This window comes from Calothrix sp. UHCC 0171 (genome assembly GCF_034931845.1).
GTDB lineage: Bacteria > Cyanobacteriota > Cyanobacteriia > Cyanobacteriales > Nostocaceae > Brunnivagina.
The window spans coordinates 151111-171245 of record NZ_JAYGHN010000007.1; the positions used below are offsets into that span (position 1 = coordinate 151111).

Here is a 20135-nt window from a genome sequence, read left to right on the forward strand (position 1 = left end):
AATTATGGAAATTGACAAGAGATGAAAGGCAGAGACTTGGTACTCAGCACTTTTAGTTCAACAATTTCAACTCAGCACTTAGCATTCCCCAACTATGAGCGATCGCACAATCAGGATATTATTAATAGACCAGGACTCAATCTTTAGATTGGGTTTGCGCGTAGTCTTGGAGGCTGAGGCTAATTTCGAGGTAGTTGGAGAAGCTCAAACTGATGTGGAAGCATTGGAAATCATTACCCGACTCACGCTAGAAAATCAGAATCAACTCGATTTAGTCATCTTGGATATTGATAATGGCTATGCAACTGCGACTCAAGCAGCTAGTTTACAAACAAACTTACAAGCAAATTTACAGCTTTGTCAGCAATTAAAAGCCCAATATCCCCAATTACCAATCTTGATTCTTAGTGCTACGCAAAACCAGCAATTGGTTGCCACAGCACAACAATTAGGAGTAAATGGTTATTATTCTAAAGGAATTCCCGTTGGCGAGCTAGTTGCAGCTATCAATGCCGTTACATCAGGCTATCCCCTCACTTTCCCGCCTCCCTTTTTACCTTCTGCCCCTTCTCACTCCTCTCCCTTTTCCCGTTACCTCAATAATCTCAAATTGTCAGGGAATCGTTACATTCAGGAAAATTTAGTCCAGGTGACAGGGAAATTACAAATTCCGGGATTACCAGTTTTAGATAAGGCTATTTTGGCAGGTAAGCAACGTGAATTAATTGCTGCCCGTTGGCTATTAAATAAGATTTTGATTGTCAATATCCCAGGTTCGCAGACTGAAACAAGGGGTGAGCTTCCGAATATTCCGCATATTGCTAATGTAATTGAGCCAGGAAATCAGGAGAATATCTTTACTAAAAGTAATAGACAAGTTGATACATCACCAACCCCTAATTTACTATCCCAGTTGAGTCCCAGAGGACTACAATCTGATTTATTTTCAGCTTGCGTATCTCAACTTCAGCTACCACTACAAAATGTGACGGATGTCAATTTAGAAATTGATATTTTTCGGGTTGAGAAAAAACGCGAATTACTTTATCTAATTTTACAAAAGTTAGCAGAAGTATTGGATGATTTGCGAAGCTCGAATATTGAAGTAAATCAATTATATGAGATGAATAATTTGATTTTGCGGGACTTGTGGCAAACTGTAACAATCGATTTTTTTGGCAAGTTTTCGCGAGTAAAAATTGGTGATAAAAATGTTGAGATAGCTAATTTGCTACTAGCAGATGCAGAGATTATTCAATGTGAAATCTTAGATTATATTCCCTTATTTCCAGAATTATTATCATATTTAATCTTTCAGACAGAATTTTATATTGATAATAATGTATATTTAGCTGGTACTCTAGAAGCAAAATCTCATGCTTTAAGAATTTTAGAAAATCTTCTCATTCAAGTTGCTAATAGTGTGATTCAGCCACTACTGAATAAAATAGCTGATATAGAAGAGATTAAACAAAAATTTTACGATCGCCAATACATTTCTACTAGAGAAATCGAGAAGTTTAGAAATAACTTATCGTGGAAATATCGCCTGAGAAATTATGTTACAGAACCGCAGGCAATTTTTGAAAGTCGTTACGAATTGTTTGTATTTGCTCCTAGAGGAATAGCGAAAATCTCAACTTACGCACCTCGACGTGTCGAATTATCACAACTCAAAGGTATTCCTCTTGTAATTACATTATTACTTGAATTGAGAGATGCAGTTACACCACGTTTACGTTCAATTCTATCGTTATTAGGTAGTGGAGTAGTTTTTATTTTAACCCAAGTTATTGGTCGTGGATTAGGTTTAATTGGACGTGGTATCCTTCAAGGTATTGGTAGCATTTCATTTCTGGAAGGAAAAAATAAGAAATAATTGCTATGTGGATGCTGAAGTGTAGCTCCAAATTCTCACCTTATATTCTGGAAACAAGTCCCAATTTACTAGGAAGAATTTGGAGATTTTTCATGAAAATGTTGAGTAAATTTTCAAATTTTAAGCAGATTGGCTAATGCGACGACGCGATACTAATATTGAACCCCCAACCAAACTTAAAGCAACTATACTAGCTGGCTCAGGAACCGAAGTAACAGGTGGTTTTGCTCCTTGGGTATAGTAAACACTAATGTGAGATACATCCTTAGTTCCATTTCCATTGAAACCGAATGCAGCTTTTTCAAAAGGTGATAACCAGCTCCCAGAAGTCACACCATCAGTAACCTTATAGCCAACGAGATTAGTTCCGTTTCCAGACTTGAAGACTAGCATGACATTGTTCCAGGAGCTTTGAATTACATTAGATATATCCCAAGTTCCCGACTGTCCTTCTTTTGTGCCCAGAAAGCCAGAATCGGTACCAATTTTACCACCGAATGTCCAGTTACTTATATCAAAGAAATCAGCTTGATTTACAGTAGAAGAACTGGGGTTTTGGATATTAAGAAAATCTTGATTAAAGTCATTACTAATTTGACAGCCAGATGTACCTGTTACGTTGTCTGCAATATTATATGTATTGGTAGTACATGAACTAAAGCTAACTGCATGAGCTGGAGCCGAAACAACTACTACGCTAGCAGCAAAAATAGAAGCAGCAATCAATGTAGAGGTGATGTTTTTCATTATGTGAATGTTATAGATGAATCAGATTATGTGAGACAAATATTGAGGCTAAAATCAAACTTGATAAAAGTTTGATCTGATTATTTGAATCGATTCAACAGATTTTTTAGAACTCAATGTCTTATGTATCAACAATAATCTCCCAATTGGGAAACTGTCCACTCTCAAGAGGAATTTTCAGTTTTTTTAACTAAAATCTCATACAATTCTTCTGAATATAAAGTCCTAAAAACAATATCTAAATATTACGTAGATACAATATAAGTTTTTTATGAAAAAGTTAGAGGGATTTGAAAAGAGAATATAACTTTCTTCTATAACGATTGTGAGAAATAAATTAGAATCCTCGATTCATGACAAGTAAAATCAAAATTTATTTCGTCAATAGTAATTACACTATAAATAATCCAGATGCCGAGTATCTAATTAAGCTTTGTACTGAGGATTTGCAGGAAGTATGAACGATGCTTTTAAATTTGACGTGAAGGCTGGCTCAAAATTTGTGTTTTTAACCTCAAATGTGGACAAGATTTTCAGCACTATTACTTATTGACAAATCATTGATAACCTTAATTTGTCACCAATTAATATAAGAATCCTCTAAAATACTGCGACACAAGAATCTCTACGTCTCCAAACCCTCGTATCCATACTTCAGTAGCAAACATTGAGAGAATCGATATGATGCAACTGTCACAGAGTAATTGCAGACAATATTATATTGATGCCTAATTATTAGAACTTACAATCAAATATCCCAATTGCGGCGAATTTGGAAGAAATCATCTAGCAATTCCTGCTTAATCAAATTATGATTTAATCTTTGTAATTGCCAATCCTGTGCGATCGCTTCTAATATACTAGAAAAACTGGGATAACTAAAACATAAGCTCGCCAGTTGATTAATTTTCAGCTTTCGATTCATCGCCACAGCAATAATATTAATTATCTCCCTAGCTTCGGCTCCAATAATAGAAGCACCTAAAATTACCCCATTTCTTAAGACAACTACTTTACAAACACCCGTAGTTTCATCTCTAATTTGGGCTGTAACTAGAGATTTAAAATATTGTCGCAAAACTAAAACTGCACTCGAATTATATAAATTTTCTGCTTGAGATTGAAGTAAACCCACCTGAGCAAACATTGGTTGAGTTGATATTCCCCAAGCAATATTTTTATAATCTACTTTAGCGGTGGAAAAAAATAGAGCATTTTTTAACGCAATATCCGCCTCATAATGTGCGACATTTGTCAATGTATATCCACCAATCACATCACCACAAGCATAAATACGTGAATTAGTTGTTTGCAGCTTCTCATTTACATGCAAGCGATTTTGATACCATTTTACGCCCACAGATGCTAAGTTCAAAGACTCTATATTTGGTATTTGATGAGTTGCTACAACTATTTCATCAGTTTCAATTGCTTTATCACCAGCTTGTAACCATTTTTTCCCGTCAATTTGTAAAACCTGTGTTACACAAGTTTTGGTGAAGATACGTACACCTTCAGCTTCTAATTGTGCTTGCAGTAATTGGTTTATTTCAGTATCAATATGGGAGAGAATATCAGAGCGATCGCAAATTAATGTAACATGATAACCAAGTCGATTTAATGTTTGCGCCAGTTGAATACTTTGAGGAATTCCACCAAGAATTACCCAATTTTGAGGCATTTTATTCGCATTCACAGAGGGAGCATTGAAAACTTGCCAAATATTTGCCAAAGTCAAAAAGCCAGTTTTCTGCAATCCCTCAATATTATCTACCTTGGGAAGTGAACCCGTTGCCAGTAAATATCTGCGTCCAATTATTAGACGATTATTGATCAAAAAACTTAACTTTGCTTCTGCTTGAAAATGCCCCGCACCAATGACAATATCAATACCTTGTGCTGCTAGATATTTTAACGAATAATGCGATCGCGCTTGTAATTCTACCCCTAGTGTTCGCAGCATTAAAGTATCCCAATCTACACCAACTATGGGAGTGACAGTTGCTGCTTCATCTCCAGATAATTTTGCGTCTTCGCTTTCTGGGACACTACTATACTGAGAAAATAAAATACCAAAATCCGATGCATTTTCCAGTTGTAACTTGCGTTTAGAAACCTCAGATAAAGCATCAAGATAAACCAACCCGGAACTTAAATTTTGACTTAAATTATTCTCTGGTTCAATTAAAGCCACCTTAGCACGTAATTGCGAAGCTTTTAGCGCCGCATATCTACCTGCTAAAGTCCCACCAATAATCACAAGATCGTAGTCAATCACAGTTTAGAAAAGAGGATGAAAAAGGGATAATTAGAAGCAGCAAGAGGCATAATCTCAGCGAAGGGAAATACTAATTTACAGTTATTATTAGAGGGAAAATACTTGAGTTTACGCGATTAATAAAATGGTAGATAAGGCAATGATAACTTTAACTTTCATCTATTACCTAATTTGGGGAAGTTGCTATAACTTGTATCAAGTTTGAACTTAAAAATTAAAAATCTTAAATTTCCCCACATCCTACTCTTGATTTTCCACTACACCCTGTAAAGCTGTTAACAAAAGTTGATTTTCCGATGTTGTGCGAACAGCAACTCGAAAAAAGCGATCGCCTAATTCCGGAAAACTATGACAGTCCCGAATTAATATTTTATATTTTTTCAGCAGTTGTTCCTGCAAATATTCACACGCATGTTCAGACTCAACCAGCAAAAAATTAGCAGCACTCTTCCAAGGTGTCAAACCAGGAATTTTTGCCAAACCGTCAAAAAGTTGTTGTCGCGCTAATGGCAGCCAACACCAAGTTTGCTGCTGAAACTCTTGATCTTGAATTGCAGCCACTCCCGCAGCAGTAGCAAAGCAATTCACACTCCAAGGATCACGCCAGCTTTGCCAACGCTGCAAACGCTGGGGACTAGCAACAGCATAACCCAAACGTAATCCCGCTAAACTATAAAACTTAGTTAATGACCTCAAAATTACTAAATTGGGATAATCCTGCACAACCCCTAAAAGACTTTGTTCCTCATCAGGTGGCAAAAAGTCCATAAAAGCCTCATCAACCACCACCAAAGCGAATTTATCCAACAATGGTAAAATTTCTTCTCTGCGGAACAGCCTTCCCGTTGGATTGTGAGGATTATTGAGAAGAAGTCCTGAGGTTTGAGCGCTAATTGCCGAGAGTTGAAATTTTAATACACTCAGCGACTCTGCACTAAACAGGGAAAACTCCAGCACTTTTGCATCATAAGCAGCTAGTGCCCGATAGTAATCGCCAAAAGCTGGAGTTATCAACACAGTCGCACCTAAATTTGTACTTAACCCTGCTAAATCTCTACCAGCGAGAGTTAGTAATTCTGCCGAGCCATTACCAGGCATAATCCATTCTGAAGGTAGTTGATGAAAGTGACTGAGGGTATTCCTCAAATCACTATAATTGGGGTCTGGATAATGCTGAATATTACTCAATTGCGACTCAATAGCAGCTAAAACACTGCCAGGAGGTCCCAAAGGGCTAATACTCGCAGAAAAATCCAGAATCGCACTAGGAGAACAGCCAGCCAGCGCTGCTGCCCAAACTAGATTGCCTCCATGTGCTTGCTTCCCCATCCAACAACAATTCCTAAAAACTGAACAACTTAAGCTTTTGGGGGTGCTACCCGCTCTCTAAACAGTTTTCCAGCTGAGAAGGCAGGAACTTTAGTGGCAGGAATTTCCATTTTCTCATTGGTTTTGGGGTTACGCCCTTCGCGGGCTTTTCTTTCCCGCGATTCAAACGAGCCAAAACCAACTAGTGTCACCTTATCGCCAGAAGAAACAGCTTCGATGATGGTTTCCAAAGCCGCAGAGAGAACTGCATCAGCTTGCTTTTTAGTCACGCTAGCTTTTTCTGCTACTGCATCAACTAATTCGCCTTTATTCATGTCAAGCTCCTTGGGGTTTACTTTCGGATTGCGACAGATACACTGTTGTGCATCCTTATTACGAGTCACTGAAATCTCTGTTCGGAGATTTACAAAGTCTACCTTTGGGAGTAATTTTGCTTAAAATCGCTGCAACTCCTGTTGGCTCGACTTTTCAATGAATCATTCTAAGGGTTATACGACAGAAGTGAACAGATGAAACCATTAATTTATATAGATTTCAGGTTTTCCGTCAAAAAAAGCAACTCTGTTTCCCTCAAAACCTTCTCCAAGGTAGGAAAAAATACTTAGTAAAAACCCTTATTCTTTAGAGAACAGAGGGTAAATTGTAGTCTTTTTTGGCAAAAAAGTAGCAAAAATAGCTTTGAGGTAGCCAAAAAAGTTTTTTTTGATAAGTTTTTATTAGAGTAAATTGCTAAAAAATGCTTAATTAATTTAAATTACTAATTACTCCGAAAAATCATCATAATTTATATGAAGTTGAGATTTTTGACTGAGATAGAGAAATTTTTGTGAGAAAATTTGCCGCATATTTTTACATATCGCAATCAAAATATCTATTGACAAGAAAGAACTCATATCAGCCTCGTCTAAATTGTCAGCACCCAAATTCATCCCTGGAGTAATTCTGCTGCTAATATCGAGACTATGTTAGCTTCTCAAGGCTCTGTTCATTAATCCAATCTTGTAAAATTGGATTGACAATCTCAGGCGCTTCATCCTGCGGACAATGACCGACCCCTGCTAGTGGTATAAATTTTACTACTTGTGGATAATTGGCAAACTCTTGACCAAGTTCTATTGGCTCCCATGGGTCTGCTGCACCCCAGAGAATTACTGTTGTACAGGGTAGCTTTGGTAACAAATCCTCCGGTAAGGGACCACTGGAATAAGCTGTAAATGCTAAAAATACCGCAACTGCACCGGGATCACTAGTTGGAGCCATTAAAATATCAACTAATTCGTCGGTGACAGCCTCTGCATTCGAGTAGGCTTGCAATAAAATCTTGCGTACTGTCTTGGGTTTGGCAATTTGGTTAAAAAAGAAATTTCCTACCGATGGAATTGCTAATACTTTTTGTAAAAATGGCGTACCCAGACGACGATACCAAGGTAAAACGTCACGTTTGCGATCGTGTAACAGGCGTAGTGAACAATTAAGTAAAGCGATTCCACGGGCAATCTCTGGATTATCTACAGCCGCCTGCATCGCCACAATACAGCCAATCGAATTTCCCACCAAGAAAACAGATTCCCCGACGACTTCGCGACAAAAATCAGCTATTTGCTGTCCCCAAGTTTCAAAGGTATAAGTCATTTCCTCATTTGGTTTCGGCTTGGCGGAACCACCAAATCCAATTAAATCGATCGCAAATACACGACAATTTTCTGCAAGTGCGGGAATATTTTTTCGCCAATGCCACCAAGACGCGCCAAAACCATGTATAAATACAACCGCAGGTCCAGTGTCACCTTGAGTTTGATAGCAAATGGGAAAACCTCGCCAAATCCAGATTTGCGATGGGGCAAGTGTTGAAGTTGAAGTTGATATAGTCATTTGAATTTTAGGTTTGAGGTTTGAGGTTTGAGATTATTAGATTTTGAATTTCATTATTGAGCATGTGGCAGAAACCATGTATTTCCAAGGTTCTATCATGTCTGGCTAATCACTTACGATTAAACGTTCTCCGCGTCCCCGCGTCTCTAAGTCTCTCTATCAGTCGTCATTCCTCAATTCATCAACTAATTTTTCCCTAGTCATCGTCACTATCTTGATATAGGTTCTGCAATTCCTGTAACTGAGTTCTGCGAGACTTTTGACGGTATTTTTTTGTTTCGAGTTTGGGTTCATACCCACTCTTGCCTTTACCTTTTGTTTTTAACTTCAGGGTAGATTCCGGATCAGCTTGTTGATGAAGTTGAGTTTGTCGGAAAATAGCTTCTTCTAAAAATACTAAATAATGTTCGTAACGTTCCCAATCTCCGCTAACCACACAATCCGGTTCATCTCGGTGCAGACAATTACTAAACCGACAATTGCCATTCACTAATTTTTCTCTTGCTTCGGGGAAATAGTAGGCTAAATCTTCAGGATTACAATCTAAATCGGGCTGATTAAAGCCAGGGGTATCCGCAAGTAAGCCACCACTAGGTAACTCAAATAACTCCACATGACGGGTAGTATGACGACCTTTTGCCAACTTACCCGACACTTCATTGACACGTAAATTGACCCCTGGAATCAATGTATTAATTAAACTCGATTTCCCAACTCCAGAAGCGCCTGCAAATACGGTAATTTTGTCTTTTAACTTCCAGTAGATAAAGTCAATATTTATACTTTTGTATGTACTAATAAAAAGTGGCTGATATCCCCAACCAGACAAACGTTGCTTAATTGCTGCTTGTTCTTCAGCAGAAATTAAATCGCACTTATTCAGACATAAGACGACATCTAAACCTGTTGATTCAGCCTTAACTAAAAAGCGACTGAGTTGATAAGGCTCCAAAGGTGGATCAGCAACAGCAAACACCAAGAGAATTTGATTGACATTAGCGATCGCGGGACGGTCTAATTGACTCTGACGGGGGATAACTTCCGCAATTGCACCTCGTCCACCACTCCAATCGGGTTCTTCAATGATGACGCGATCGCCTACCATCACCTGTTGACCGATTTTTTTTAAGCGACTTCTGCGGGTGCAAAGGAGGATGGAGGGAGAGGGAGGGGAAAACCTCAAATTCTCTATGTCCAAATCCAACTGAACTTGATAAAAATTTGCCTGTACGGCAAGCACCGTACCTAGTAACCGTCCGCTAGCTGCCAAATCCTCAGCTTTCATTAGACATTAACCGGACGGCGTACCAGCAATGAAAAGTAGCCGGAACAATCTGTAATTTGTTCGACTTTGTAACCAGCCATTGTTAAACTGTCGGGGACTTGCTCAATTGGTTCACCTGGATCGAGCCAGACTTCTAGCAAACTGCCAGTTGCCATCTTTTCCAGGTATAATTTTGTGCGGACAAAATTAATTGGGCAGGGAGTACCCCGTAAGTCCAATTGAGCATCCGGAGATGAAAGGGGAGATACACTCATCGTTGGTGGAAAAAATTTCCCAAGAATCCTTCAATACCGCCTTTACCTGTGCGTTCTCCTCTAATTTTAGCGAGTTCTTCGAGCAATTTTTTCTCCTCAGCAGTTAATTTTGCGGGATTGGGAATATCTATTAACACTGTCACCAAATGATCTCCTCGACTGACGGGATTACCCAATTTGGGTACGCCATGATTTTCGAGACGGAATTCGCTGTAGGGCTGAGTACCTGGCACAATTGTCAATTCTTCTGGTCCATCGACTGTATTTACCTGCAATCGACAACCTAAAATGGCTTGGAGGTAGCTAATAGTAATGGTAGAACGAATATTGAGGTCTTCCCGTTGGAATTCTTTATCTTCATTAACGGTTAGCTGTACGTACAAATCCCCTGCTGGACCACTACGTTGTCCGGCATCACCTTCACCTGGTATACGTAGACGTAATCCATCATATACGCCTGCCGGAATTGTAATTTTTAGTTGCTTGGCAACTTGATTTGTGCCTTTACCTGCACAAGCATCACACTTATCTTCAATCACCATCCCGGAACCATTACAGGTTGGACAAGTTGATACTTGGGTGAAACTACCAAAAGGTGTTCTGGTGACGCGGCGAACTTGTCCACTGCCGCTACATGTCGAACATGTACGGGGACGAGTACCTGGTTTTGCTCCCGAACCACTACAAACTTCACAAGTTTCTAAGTGGGCGATGCGAATCTGTTTTTCGCCACCGAATACAGCTTCGCGAAAGTCTAATTTTAGGTCTAATTGGAGGTCATCACCGCGCACTGGTCCACTACGGCGACGTTGTTGAGTTTGTCCCCCCATGCCACCGCCAGCAAAACCACTGAAAATACTTTCAAAAATATCGGCGAAACCACCCATATCGCCCATATCTTGGAAGCCAACACCAGCCCCTGCATTCACACCATCGGGACCAAAGCGATCATAACGAGCGCGAACTTCCGGCTCAGATAGCACTTCATAGGCACGATTAATTTCTTTAAAGCGCTCCTCCGCACCCGGCTCTTTGTTCACATCCGGGTGATACTTCCGAGCTAAACGACGGTAAGCACTTTTGATTTCATCTTTGTCGGCATCACGAGAGACACCGAGAATTTCATAATAATCACGAGACATAGAGTACAAGGTGAGGGTTAGAGGGTAGAAGAGCTAGGGTTAGCTAGGCAGAAGGCAAGAGTTAAGTTTTATTAATGATCTGATTAATAGTAAATTCTACCTTTTACCTTTTACAACGAGCGCGAAAAAACAAATAATAGATAAAGCTATACAGCTAAAGAACCTTTGAGTCTGCCAAATACGAACCAATTGATTCGCTGACACTCACCTTTCGGACATAAATTAGCCTCGATTGGTAGTAATTGAGTAGTTGGCAAAGCGATCGCAGTGAACTGTAATAATTTAACATTGCACAATTTTAATTTCTGATCAGCAAAAGCCACCACTCCAGTTTTTTCTTGACTCAAAATTTTAGTTGAGTTAGTTGATCGATTTGAATATACGAGCGCGAAATGGCACTCTCTTTTACAATTGTGCTATCTAGTCGGCTAAATCTCAGCCAGACAAGAAGAGGGGCTAGCCGCACTTATGAGGTGTGGAAAACCGAAACAGCCTCAGGAGAAGCATTTTGGCTGGGATTTTTGAATGCATTGAGAGTGATTTACGTTTATTGAGATTAATTGAGCAAATATATTGGCGATCGCTATTTAAACATAGCATTGCCGAGACTCGAAAGCCTCGGCGATGTCATCTATCACACAAAATCCAATGGAAAATTAATCGATCGTTTCGTAATCTGCCTGTAAACTACCTTCTTCTTCAAAATCAAAGTTAAATTCGGGTGTAATCATCCCATTTATTCCCCCATTCACTTCCGAGTTCATGGAATCATCGTTAATTTCGACAATTTCACCGGGCTGGGTGTTGGCACGATTGTAAACTTCTGCACCTAATGCAAATAGGGTTTGCTGGAAGTCATCTAAATGTTGCTTAAACTCATCAACAGAGATTTTGGCATTACCCATTGCTGCTTGGAGATATGAGACTTTTTCCTCGACTTTCTCTTTGATTGAGTCGCTAACCAAGTTACCGTTATTTTTGAGAGTTGATTCATAACTATGCAATAAATTATCGGCTTGGTTCTTCAAAGCTACCAATTCGATCCGTTTTTTATCCTCTTCGGCAAATGCTTCAGCTTCCAGGCGCATTTTTTCAACTTCGTTAGCGTTCAAGCCACCTGTATTTGTAATCCGAATGCTTTGCTCTCTGCCAGTTCCTTTATCTTGTGCCCCGACTTGGAGAATCCCGTTAACATCCATTTCAAACGATACTTCAATTTGGGGAACTCCACGGGGCGCAGGGGGAATCCCTGTGAGTAAAAACTTACCCAAACTCTTATTATCACGAGCCATTGCCCGTTCCCCTTGGAGTACATGAATCTCCACCGATGTTTGTCCATCAATCGCAGTGGAGAAAACTTGGGATTTGCTCGTGGGTATTGTCGTGTTGCGCTCGATGATTTTGGTGAAAACCTCGCCCAAGGTTTCAATTCCTAGAGAAAGTGGGGTGACATCGAGTAGCAGCAAGTTATCGACTTCACCACCTAATACCCCAGCTTGAATGGCTGCACCCAAGGCAACAGCCTCATCGGGGTTGATGGAGCGATCAGGGGCTTTACCGTTAAAAAACTTCATTAAAGCATTTTGAACGGCGGGAATGCGCGTAGAACCACCGACTAAGATAATTTTATCGATATCTTCAGGCTTCAGGTCGGCATCCTTGAGTGCTTGTGCCATTGGTTCGATAGTAGCAGTGACTAAATTAGTTGCTAACTCTTCAAATTTGGCACGGCTGAGTTCCGTTTCTAAGTGCTTAGGACCAGTGGCATCAGCTGTAATGAATGGTAAATTAATCGAAGTGTTACCCATGCTGGAAAGTTCAATTTTTGCCTTTTCCGCAGCTTCCCGCAGGCGTTGCAGCGCCATCTTATCTTGAGCTAAGTCAATATTTTCTTGTTGTTTAAAATCTTCAATCATCCACTCAACAATGACATTATCAAAGTCATCACCACCAAGCTGATTGTTACCACAAGTTGCCTTAACTTCAAATACTCCATCCCCTAATTGCAAAATGGATACGTCAAATGTACCGCCACCAAGGTCAAAAACAAGAATTAACTGCTCTTGATCTTGCTTTTCCAAGCCAAAAGCCAAAGCAGCAGCAGTCGGTTCATTAATAATCCGCAGCACTTCCAGACCGGCGATCGTCCCAGCATCTTTGGTCGCTTGACGTTGAGCATCGGTAAAATAAGCAGGTACGGTAATTACTGCTTGGGTAACAGTTTCACCCAAAAAATTCTCAGCATCCTGCTTGAGTTTTTGCAGAACCATCGCCGAGATTTCTTGAGGGGTGTAATTCCGTCCGCGAATTTGCACATCAACAGTATCATCACGACCTTTGATACATTGATACGGAACCCGCGATCGCTCAGTTTCCGTATCTTCCCAACGGCGACCAATAAATCTTTTGATACTGTAAATCGTATTTTCTGCATTTGTCACAGCTTGACGCTTTGCCAACTGCCCAACCAAGCGTTCGCCGCCTTTACCAAAGCCAACAATACTTGGAGTAGTTCTTCCACCTTCGGAATTCGCAATTACGATTGGTTGACCACCTTCCAAAACTGCGACACAACTGTTGGTAGTGCCTAAGTCAATCCCAATAACTTTTCCCATAAATAATTCAGTATTTTTACACTTGTTTATTGCGGAGTATTTATGATTTGGGTATTGGCGAGCTAGCACTTAGACAACTTTCCTGTCTTCAGCGAACCAAAAGGTGCAAGATTGAAAGCCAAGACTGAAGCACTTTTGAAAACAAGAAGTCAGCGCAAAAGAAGTAATTTACATTACCAGCATCAATCTCAGAAAATATTTAGTATTTGAGCGATAACAATTTACCACAGGCAAAACTGCCTGTGGCTGTCAACTAATTACTGACAAAAAGTTTAGACGCTCACAGAAGGTTTTCCCCGTTGAGAAAGCCGTTTAACTATCTGCTGGACTCGACTGACTATCGGAATAATCAGGCGTATCTTCCTTTGGAGCTGCCACCTTAACCATTGCATGGCGTAGCACGCGATCGCCCAAAAAATATCCGCGTACTAACTCTTCTAACACTGTTCCTTCTGGATGTTCATCCGTAGGTTCGCGCATAACTGCTTCATGAAGATTGGGATCGAAGGGTTGACCCTCTGGACGCATCGGCGAAACACCCAAGCGTTTCAAGCAGTCTACTAATTGCTTATAAACGCTTTGGTAACTTTTATGAATTGCCAGTTCCCCATCATCTTGGGGTTTAATTTGGGCACGCGCCCGCTCAAAATTATCAACAACCGGTAATAATTCTGTAATCGTATTCCGCTTTACTTGTGTATCCAGGTCTTCTTTTTCTTTAGCTGTGCGTTTGCGGTAGTTATCGAAATCCGCTACCAGGCGCATGTACTGATTATTAGATTGTTCGACCTGAGTTTTAAGTGATTCGATTTGCTGCGTCGTTTGAGATGAAACTTCGGAATCTTTATTTCCTGTCTCAGCAGCACTATTTTCGGAGTCAGACACATTATTTGTATCCGTCGTTACATTTGCTGATACAGCTTGCTCAGTCGCTTCGCTGCCAGACACATTGACATTAATTTCTGGGGAGTCGCTATTCATTGCTTGCGTTACCTCTGTTAAGTCTCCTGATTGTTGAGTAATAGTTTCTAGCAGTTTATTTTCGTTTACTATTGTCTACTTAATCGGTGATAATTTATTTGGCTTATCACCGTCATCTATTGTGACAAATGGCGAGCAAATTAGCGTATCGCTCCAAGGTCGGCTTTCCGTAGAGTAGCGTAGTGTGGGTTCCCGTAAAAGTAATTATTTGAGATTGCTCAGACTCTAGGGGAAAACCTCGAACTAGGCAATCTGAATGACCCATCTGCATCCTCAATCCCAATTTGGAATTTTTTCTGAGCCGAAATGAAAGTTATTGCTAGTGGTTTGGGAATACTTAAACCAGAGGTTTCGGCTACTCTTAATTGGATATATGACTTATTCGTCGTCACAACAAAGGCGCAGTACCGCTCTAACCACTAGGTCGGAGTTTTCGCCTTTCGGCAACAAACTGGTGCAATCTGGCTTTGTCGATAGCGAACAAATGCGGCAAGCTTTGATGGAAAGCCGCAAAACTGGCAGACCGTTAATCGACATTATTGAATCTGTGTCTGGACGGCAATTATCGCCAGAATTGCTCAGACTATATAAAAAACAACAACTTTTTGAACTCAAAATACTTTACGGGGTTGAATCACTCGATCCGGAAGTTAGCGAAGTTGGGAACTCCATGGTGGGTAACTTGATTGAAACCCTCATCCCGGTTGATATTTGTCGTCGTCATCGTTTAGTACCGCTTTTGCGTAATGATGACCAAAACCCACCTTCTTTGCTGGTGGCAATGGTTGCTCCAGATAATTTGGAAGCTTCTGATGACCTCAATCGCATTCTACGTCCGCAAGGATTAGCACTGCAACGGATGGTAATCACCCAAGAAGACTATCAGCAAATAATTAATCAATATCTAGATGAACTGTCAGTTAAGCAGAAAAATTTAGAGCAAGCCAAACTAACTGATATCAACCAGGATTTAGAGAATCTTGACGATCTCGATTTAGCTGATGCGCCAGACGAGGCAGAAGCCGATTTAGGTTCAGCGATGAAAGGTGCAGAAGATGCTCCAATCATCAATTTGGTCAATCGGATTCTCGCCAAAGCACTGCAAGAAAATGTATCTGATATTCACATCGAACCTCAAGAAGAAAACTTACGGATTCGTTTTCGTAAGGATGGGGTGTTGCGTGAAGCATTCGATGCTTTGCCGAAGAAGATTATTCCTGCGGTTACGGCTCGATTTAAAATTGTTGCCAACTTAGATATTGCTGAACGTCGATTACCACAAGATGGACGGATTCGTCGGGTGTTTGATGGACGTAAAGTTGACTTCCGGGTGAATACATTACCCAGCCGTTATGGTGAAAAAGTGTGTTTGCGGATTCTGGACAACTCCTCTACACAGTTGGGTTTAGATAAATTAATTACCGACCCAGAAACTTTACAAATTGTCCAAGATATGGTTAGCCGTCCCTTTGGCTTGATTTTGGTGACGGGACCGACGGGTTCGGGTAAAACTACATCACTATATTCGGCATTGGCAGAGAAAAACGACCCCGGAATCAATATCAGTACCGTAGAAGACCCAATTGAATATAGTTTGCCGGGAATTACCCAGGTGCAGGTGATTCGTGAGAAAGGTTTAGACTTTGCCACTGCATTGCGGGCATTTTTGCGTCAAGACCCTGATGTATTGCTGGTGGGGGAAACACGAGACAAGGAAACAGCAAAAACGGCTATTGAAGCCGCCTTAACGGGACACTTAGTATTGACAACTTTACATACTAATGATGCACCAGGCGCGATCGCTCGATTGGGTGAAATGGGTATTGAACCTTTCATGGTATCGAGTTCGCTACTGGGTGTATTGGCACAGCGTCTTGTGCGCCGTGTCTGTCCTGACTGTCGTGTTCCCTATACTCCCACGCCTGAAGAACTGGCACGTTATGGGATGACAGCTTCGCAAGATTTGGGATTAACCCTCTACAAAGCTAATTCCCTGAGCAACGAACAAATTTCCCAAGCCAAGGCAAGTAATACACTCTGTCCCACTTGTAATGGTGTTGGTTACAAAGGACGTTGCGGTGTTTATGAAGTAATGCGTATTACCGAAAATCTCCAAACCTTGATTAACGCAGAGGCACCCACCGAACGTATCAAAGAAGTGGCGATCGAAGAAGGAATGAAAACCTTACTGGCGTACAGTCTCGATTTAGTGCGTCAAGGCAGCACAACCCTTGAAGAAGTTGAACGGGTAACTTTCACTGACACAGGTTTAGAAGCTGAACTCAAAGCCAAGCGTAAGAGCGGCTTAACTTGTGGGACATGCAGCGCTGAACTTCAACCAGAATGGCTTGATTGTCCTTACTGTATGACACCGCGTTTTTCAGATTAGTTACTAGTTACTAGTTAATAGTCAAAATAGTTGATTAAAAAATAATTATTATCTATTACCTATTTCCATGACTAATTAACTAATTAACTAATAAATATTCACAAATCATTAATAATCAAAAAAAGGAAATCAACTATGGATTACATGATTGAAGACTTGATGGAAGATATGATTGGGCAAGGGGGTTCCGATTTACATTTATCCGCAGGTCTACCTCCCTATTTTCGTGTTAGCGGAAAGCTCACTCCTCAAGAAAAATATGGTGTTTTAACAGTTGATAGCTGTCAGAGACTAATTTTTAGTATGCTCAACAATACTCAACGCAAAACATTAGAACAAACTTGGGAATTAGACTGTTCTTATGGTGTCAAAGGATTGGCTCGTTTTCGTGTTAACGTCTATAAAGATCGTGGTGCTTATGCTGCTTGTTTGCGTGCTTTAAGTTCAAAAATTCCTAACTTTGAAAAGTTAGGTTTGCCTGATGTTGTCAGAGAGATGTCTGAAAAACCAAGAGGATTAATCTTGGTTACTGGACCTACAGGTTCTGGAAAAACAACAACTTTAGCGGCAATGATTGATTTAATTAACCGCACCCGTGCTGAACATATTCTCACAGTAGAAGACCCGATTGAATTTGTGTATGAACCGATTAAAAGCTTAGTTCACCAACGTCAATTAGGTGAAGATACTAAGAGTTTTGCCAATGCACTCAAAGCCGCTTTACGGGAAGACCCGGATATTATTCTAGTCGGAGAAATGCGCGATTTGGAAACCATTTCTTTGGCAATTTCTGCGGCGGAAACAGGTCACTTAGTATTTGGAACTCTACACACTAGTTCGGCGGCACAAACAGTTGACCGGATTATTGACGTTTTCCCCCACGAAAAACAAACTCAAGTTAGAGTCCAATTATCTAACTCATTAGTAGCTGTATTTAGCCAAACTTTAGTACCTAAGAAAAATCCTAAACCTGGTGAATATGGTCGAGTAATGGCACAGGAAATAATGGTAATTACTCCTGCTATTTCTAACTTGATTCGTGAAGGCAAAACATCACAAATTTATTCAGCTATTCAAACTGGCGGTAAGTTAGGTATGCAAACCTTAGAGACAGTTTTAGCTAATTTATATAAAGCTGGGACTATCTCATTTGAAGCGGCAATGTCTAAGACTTCTAAACCTGATGAAGTACAACGCTTAATTGGTGGCGCTCCTCCGCAAGCTGGTGCAAAAACAGCAGCGAGAACACATTAAATCATCGAGACGTGCTGTAGCACGTCTCCATCGGAGTTATGAACTAGTAATTAATAATTAATAATAATTAATTTTTGAAATTAATTATTAATGCTCATTTTATAACTTTTATTCTTGTTAAATAATTACTAATTTTTGGCTTTTCAATATCTAAAAAGCAAATCTAAAAATTCAAATCTAGAAAAATCTAATTATGCCAAGTTTTGTTGCCCGTGTTCGAGATACACAAGGAAAATCTCGAACTGAGAAAATTGTTGCAGAATCTATCAAAGAAGCTCGTGTAAATTTGCGACAGCAAGGTTTTGTTATTCAGGAACTCAAACAAGCACAAGCTTTTGATTTAAAGTCAGCGCTTGACTTTAATACACGCTTTGCCACGGTTTCTGTAAAAGATAAAGCTGTTTTTTCTCGTCAATTTGCTGCGTTAGTCAACGCAGGTGTCGCGATTGTGAGAAGTTTGGGTGTATTGTCAGAACAATGTAATAATCCCAAGTTAAAAAAAGCCTTGATGGATATTAGTTCAGATGTTCAAAATGGATTGAACCTTTCTGATGCAATGCGGAAGCATCCTCAGTGTTTTGATGGTTTGTATGTAAGTATGGTGCAAGCTGGGGAAGTTGGTGGTGTATTAGATGAAGTGCTTAATCGCCTAGCCAAATTATTAGAAGACGTTGCTCGTTTACAAAATCAAATCAAATCAGCACTTTCATATCCAGTAGTGGTTGGTTTGTTAGCTGTGGCAATTTTTATTGGGATGACAGTTTTCCTGATTCCAATTTTTGCTGCTATCTTTAAAGATTTAGGTACTCAATTACCAGCCCTAACTCAATTTATGCTGGAGGTTAGTAAATTTTTGGTTGGTTTTTGGTGGACTCTACCAATTATTTTTGTTGCTTGTAGTTTTTCTTATAAAACTTACTACAGCACTCCTGTGGGCAGGTTAAATATTGATAGTTTGTCATTGAAGATGCCTCTATTTGGTGATTTGATTCAAAAATCAGCAGTTGCTAAATTTAGTCGTACTTTTGGTTCACTGACTCGTTCTGGTGTTCCGATTTTAACCTCCTTGGAAATTGTGCGTGATACCGCAGGTAATCAGGTTATTGCGAATGCAATTGATGCATCAAAAGTAGAAGTTCAACAAGGTGGCATGATTAGTATCGCACTACAGAAAGAAAAGGTGTTTCCAGCAATGGCAATTCAGATGATTAGCATTGGAGAAGAAACTGGGGAAATTGATGCAATGTTAATGAAAGTAGCTGATTTTTATGAGGATGAAGTAGAACAAACTGTAAAGGCATTAACTAGTATTTTGGAACCTGTGATGATTGTAGTTATTGGGGGTATGGTGGCGACGATTCTGTTGTCGATGTATCTACCAATGTTTGCGGTATTTGAGAAGTTGGGTTAGGAAATGTTAAATCTAGGAGTTAGAAGTCAGGAGTTGATAATTTTCTATGAAAACTTCTATCTTTTAACTCTACATATATTTAGAAATTATTGATTTTTTTATAAAAATTAACTATTCAATATATAACTATGCCAGTACAAAAATCTGATTATGAAACTTGTTTAGTAGATTATTGTCATCATGAAGGCATTATTACTCTTTTCAAACTACATCGTCCCTATTTGGAGATGATTCCTAGCCTTCGTCGCCCAGATGAAAGTGTCATTATTATTCCTTTACCTATTATTCGTCTTCGTAAGACTAATTTACCTGCGGAAGCAAATCATTTATCCTGCGATGTAGCAGTTTTAATGTGTGATCCGGAGTGGAAAATTAAAACTGGCGCAGAAATTTTTATTTTTATTCATCGCCCCCATGAGGATTTTTCAGATTTATTAAAACGCTGGCGAGAAACACAGATGTTACTCGATAAAGATTATGAGTGGTTGATGCCTTCACGTCATAGTCATATTTTGAGTGAGGGAAGCAATACTAAATATCCCTTGTTTGTGGTTTTCCCAGAAACATCAGAACGCATCAAGCGTGGACTATTAGGTACTGAATTACCTTTTGTAATTCAGATACCTGAAATAGTTTCTGATGAAGAGGGATTAGGTATTAGGGAAGAGAGATTAGAGAGATAAATTAAGTGATATTAAG

General features: G+C 39.8%; 17 protein-coding genes. 6 read left to right on the forward strand and 11 right to left on the reverse strand.

Annotation, left to right across the window (positions count from 1 at the left end):
• Positions 1-94: 94 nt before the first annotated feature.
• Positions 95-1879 carry a DUF3685 domain-containing protein gene (locus VB733_RS08065; RefSeq protein ID WP_323339555.1) on the forward strand — a complete coding sequence of 595 codons (1785 nt, stop codon included), beginning with the start codon at positions 95-97 and terminating at the stop codon, positions 1877-1879.
• 120 nt (positions 1880-1999) lie between these two features.
• Here the strand turns inward: VB733_RS08065 and VB733_RS08070 are convergent, their stop codons facing one another.
• The 9 genes from VB733_RS08070 to VB733_RS08110 all read right to left on the reverse strand — a co-directional run bounded on the left by VB733_RS08070 (position 2000) and on the right by VB733_RS08110 (position 11133).
• Positions 2000-2626, reverse strand: coding sequence for a PEP-CTERM sorting domain-containing protein (locus tag VB733_RS08070; protein ID WP_323339556.1), 627 nt, complete (start codon positions 2624-2626; stop codon positions 2000-2002).
• A 748-nt stretch (positions 2627-3374) separates the two neighbouring features.
• Positions 3375-4904, reverse strand: coding sequence for an NAD(P)/FAD-dependent oxidoreductase (locus tag VB733_RS08075; protein WP_323339557.1), 1530 nt, complete (start codon positions 4902-4904; stop codon positions 3375-3377).
• 240 nt (positions 4905-5144) lie between these two features.
• Complete coding sequence (gene cobD, locus VB733_RS08080; protein ID WP_323339558.1) at positions 5145-6233, reverse strand: threonine-phosphate decarboxylase CobD; 1089 nt, start codon at positions 6231-6233, stop codon at positions 5145-5147.
• 29 nt (positions 6234-6262) lie between these two features.
• The gene (locus tag VB733_RS08085; RefSeq protein WP_323339616.1) at positions 6263-6547 is read right to left on the reverse strand and encodes an HU family DNA-binding protein; all 285 of its coding nucleotides are present in this window, start codon (positions 6545-6547) and stop codon (positions 6263-6265) included.
• Between the two features lie 646 nt (positions 6548-7193).
• Positions 7194-8105 (reverse strand): alpha/beta fold hydrolase, encoded by a 912-nt coding sequence (locus tag VB733_RS08090; protein WP_323339559.1) that lies wholly within the window; start codon positions 8103-8105, stop codon positions 7194-7196.
• Between the two features lie 196 nt (positions 8106-8301).
• Positions 8302-9390 carry a small ribosomal subunit biogenesis GTPase RsgA gene (rsgA, locus tag VB733_RS08095; protein ID WP_323339560.1) on the reverse strand — a complete coding sequence of 363 codons (1089 nt, stop codon included), beginning with the start codon at positions 9388-9390 and terminating at the stop codon, positions 8302-8304.
• The gene (locus VB733_RS08100) at positions 9390-9644 is read right to left on the reverse strand and encodes a sulfurtransferase TusA family protein (RefSeq protein ID WP_323339561.1); all 255 of its coding nucleotides are present in this window, start codon (positions 9642-9644) and stop codon (positions 9390-9392) included. The genes rsgA and VB733_RS08100 overlap by 1 nt, the downstream gene beginning before the upstream one ends.
• Entirely contained in the window at positions 9641-10786 is a 1146-nt protein-coding gene (dnaJ, locus tag VB733_RS08105) for a molecular chaperone DnaJ (RefSeq protein WP_323339562.1), read from the reverse strand. The genes VB733_RS08100 and dnaJ overlap by 4 nt, the downstream gene beginning before the upstream one ends.
• 146 nt (positions 10787-10932) lie before the next feature.
• Complete coding sequence (locus VB733_RS08110; protein ID WP_323339563.1) at positions 10933-11133, reverse strand: hypothetical protein; 201 nt, start codon at positions 11131-11133, stop codon at positions 10933-10935.
• A 45-nt stretch (positions 11134-11178) separates the two neighbouring features.
• Here VB733_RS08110 and VB733_RS08115 point away from each other — a divergent pair, with 45 nt between their 5' ends.
• Entirely contained in the window at positions 11179-11340 is a 162-nt protein-coding gene (locus tag VB733_RS08115; RefSeq protein ID WP_323339564.1) for a hypothetical protein, read from the forward strand.
• A gap of 102 nt (positions 11341-11442) precedes the next feature.
• On the opposite strand, the gene dnaK is transcribed toward VB733_RS08115, so the two are convergent.
• Together dnaK and grpE are read right to left on the reverse strand one after the other, a co-directional pair.
• Complete coding sequence (gene dnaK, locus VB733_RS08120) at positions 11443-13401, reverse strand: molecular chaperone DnaK (protein WP_323339565.1); 1959 nt, start codon at positions 13399-13401, stop codon at positions 11443-11445.
• A gap of 312 nt (positions 13402-13713) precedes the next feature.
• Positions 13714-14454: a nucleotide exchange factor GrpE gene (grpE, locus tag VB733_RS08125; RefSeq protein ID WP_323339618.1), complete on the reverse strand. Its 741-nt coding sequence runs from the start codon at positions 14452-14454 to the stop codon at positions 13714-13716.
• Positions 14455-14755: 301 nt separating this feature from the next.
• On the opposite strand from grpE, the gene VB733_RS08130 reads away from it, so the two are divergent.
• The 4 genes from VB733_RS08130 to VB733_RS08145 all read left to right on the forward strand — a co-directional run bounded on the left by VB733_RS08130 (position 14756) and on the right by VB733_RS08145 (position 20119).
• Positions 14756-16771, forward strand: coding sequence for a GspE/PulE family protein (locus VB733_RS08130; protein WP_323339566.1), 2016 nt, complete (start codon positions 14756-14758; stop codon positions 16769-16771).
• Between the two features lie 135 nt (positions 16772-16906).
• Complete coding sequence (locus VB733_RS08135; protein ID WP_323339567.1) at positions 16907-18025, forward strand: type IV pilus twitching motility protein PilT; 1119 nt, start codon at positions 16907-16909, stop codon at positions 18023-18025.
• Positions 18026-18218: 193 nt separating this feature from the next.
• Positions 18219-19436, forward strand: coding sequence for a type II secretion system F family protein (locus VB733_RS08140; protein ID WP_323339568.1), 1218 nt, complete (start codon positions 18219-18221; stop codon positions 19434-19436).
• Between the two features lie 128 nt (positions 19437-19564).
• Positions 19565-20119 (forward strand): hypothetical protein, encoded by a 555-nt coding sequence (locus tag VB733_RS08145; protein ID WP_323339569.1) that lies wholly within the window; start codon positions 19565-19567, stop codon positions 20117-20119.
• Positions 20120-20135 lie beyond the last annotated feature (16 nt).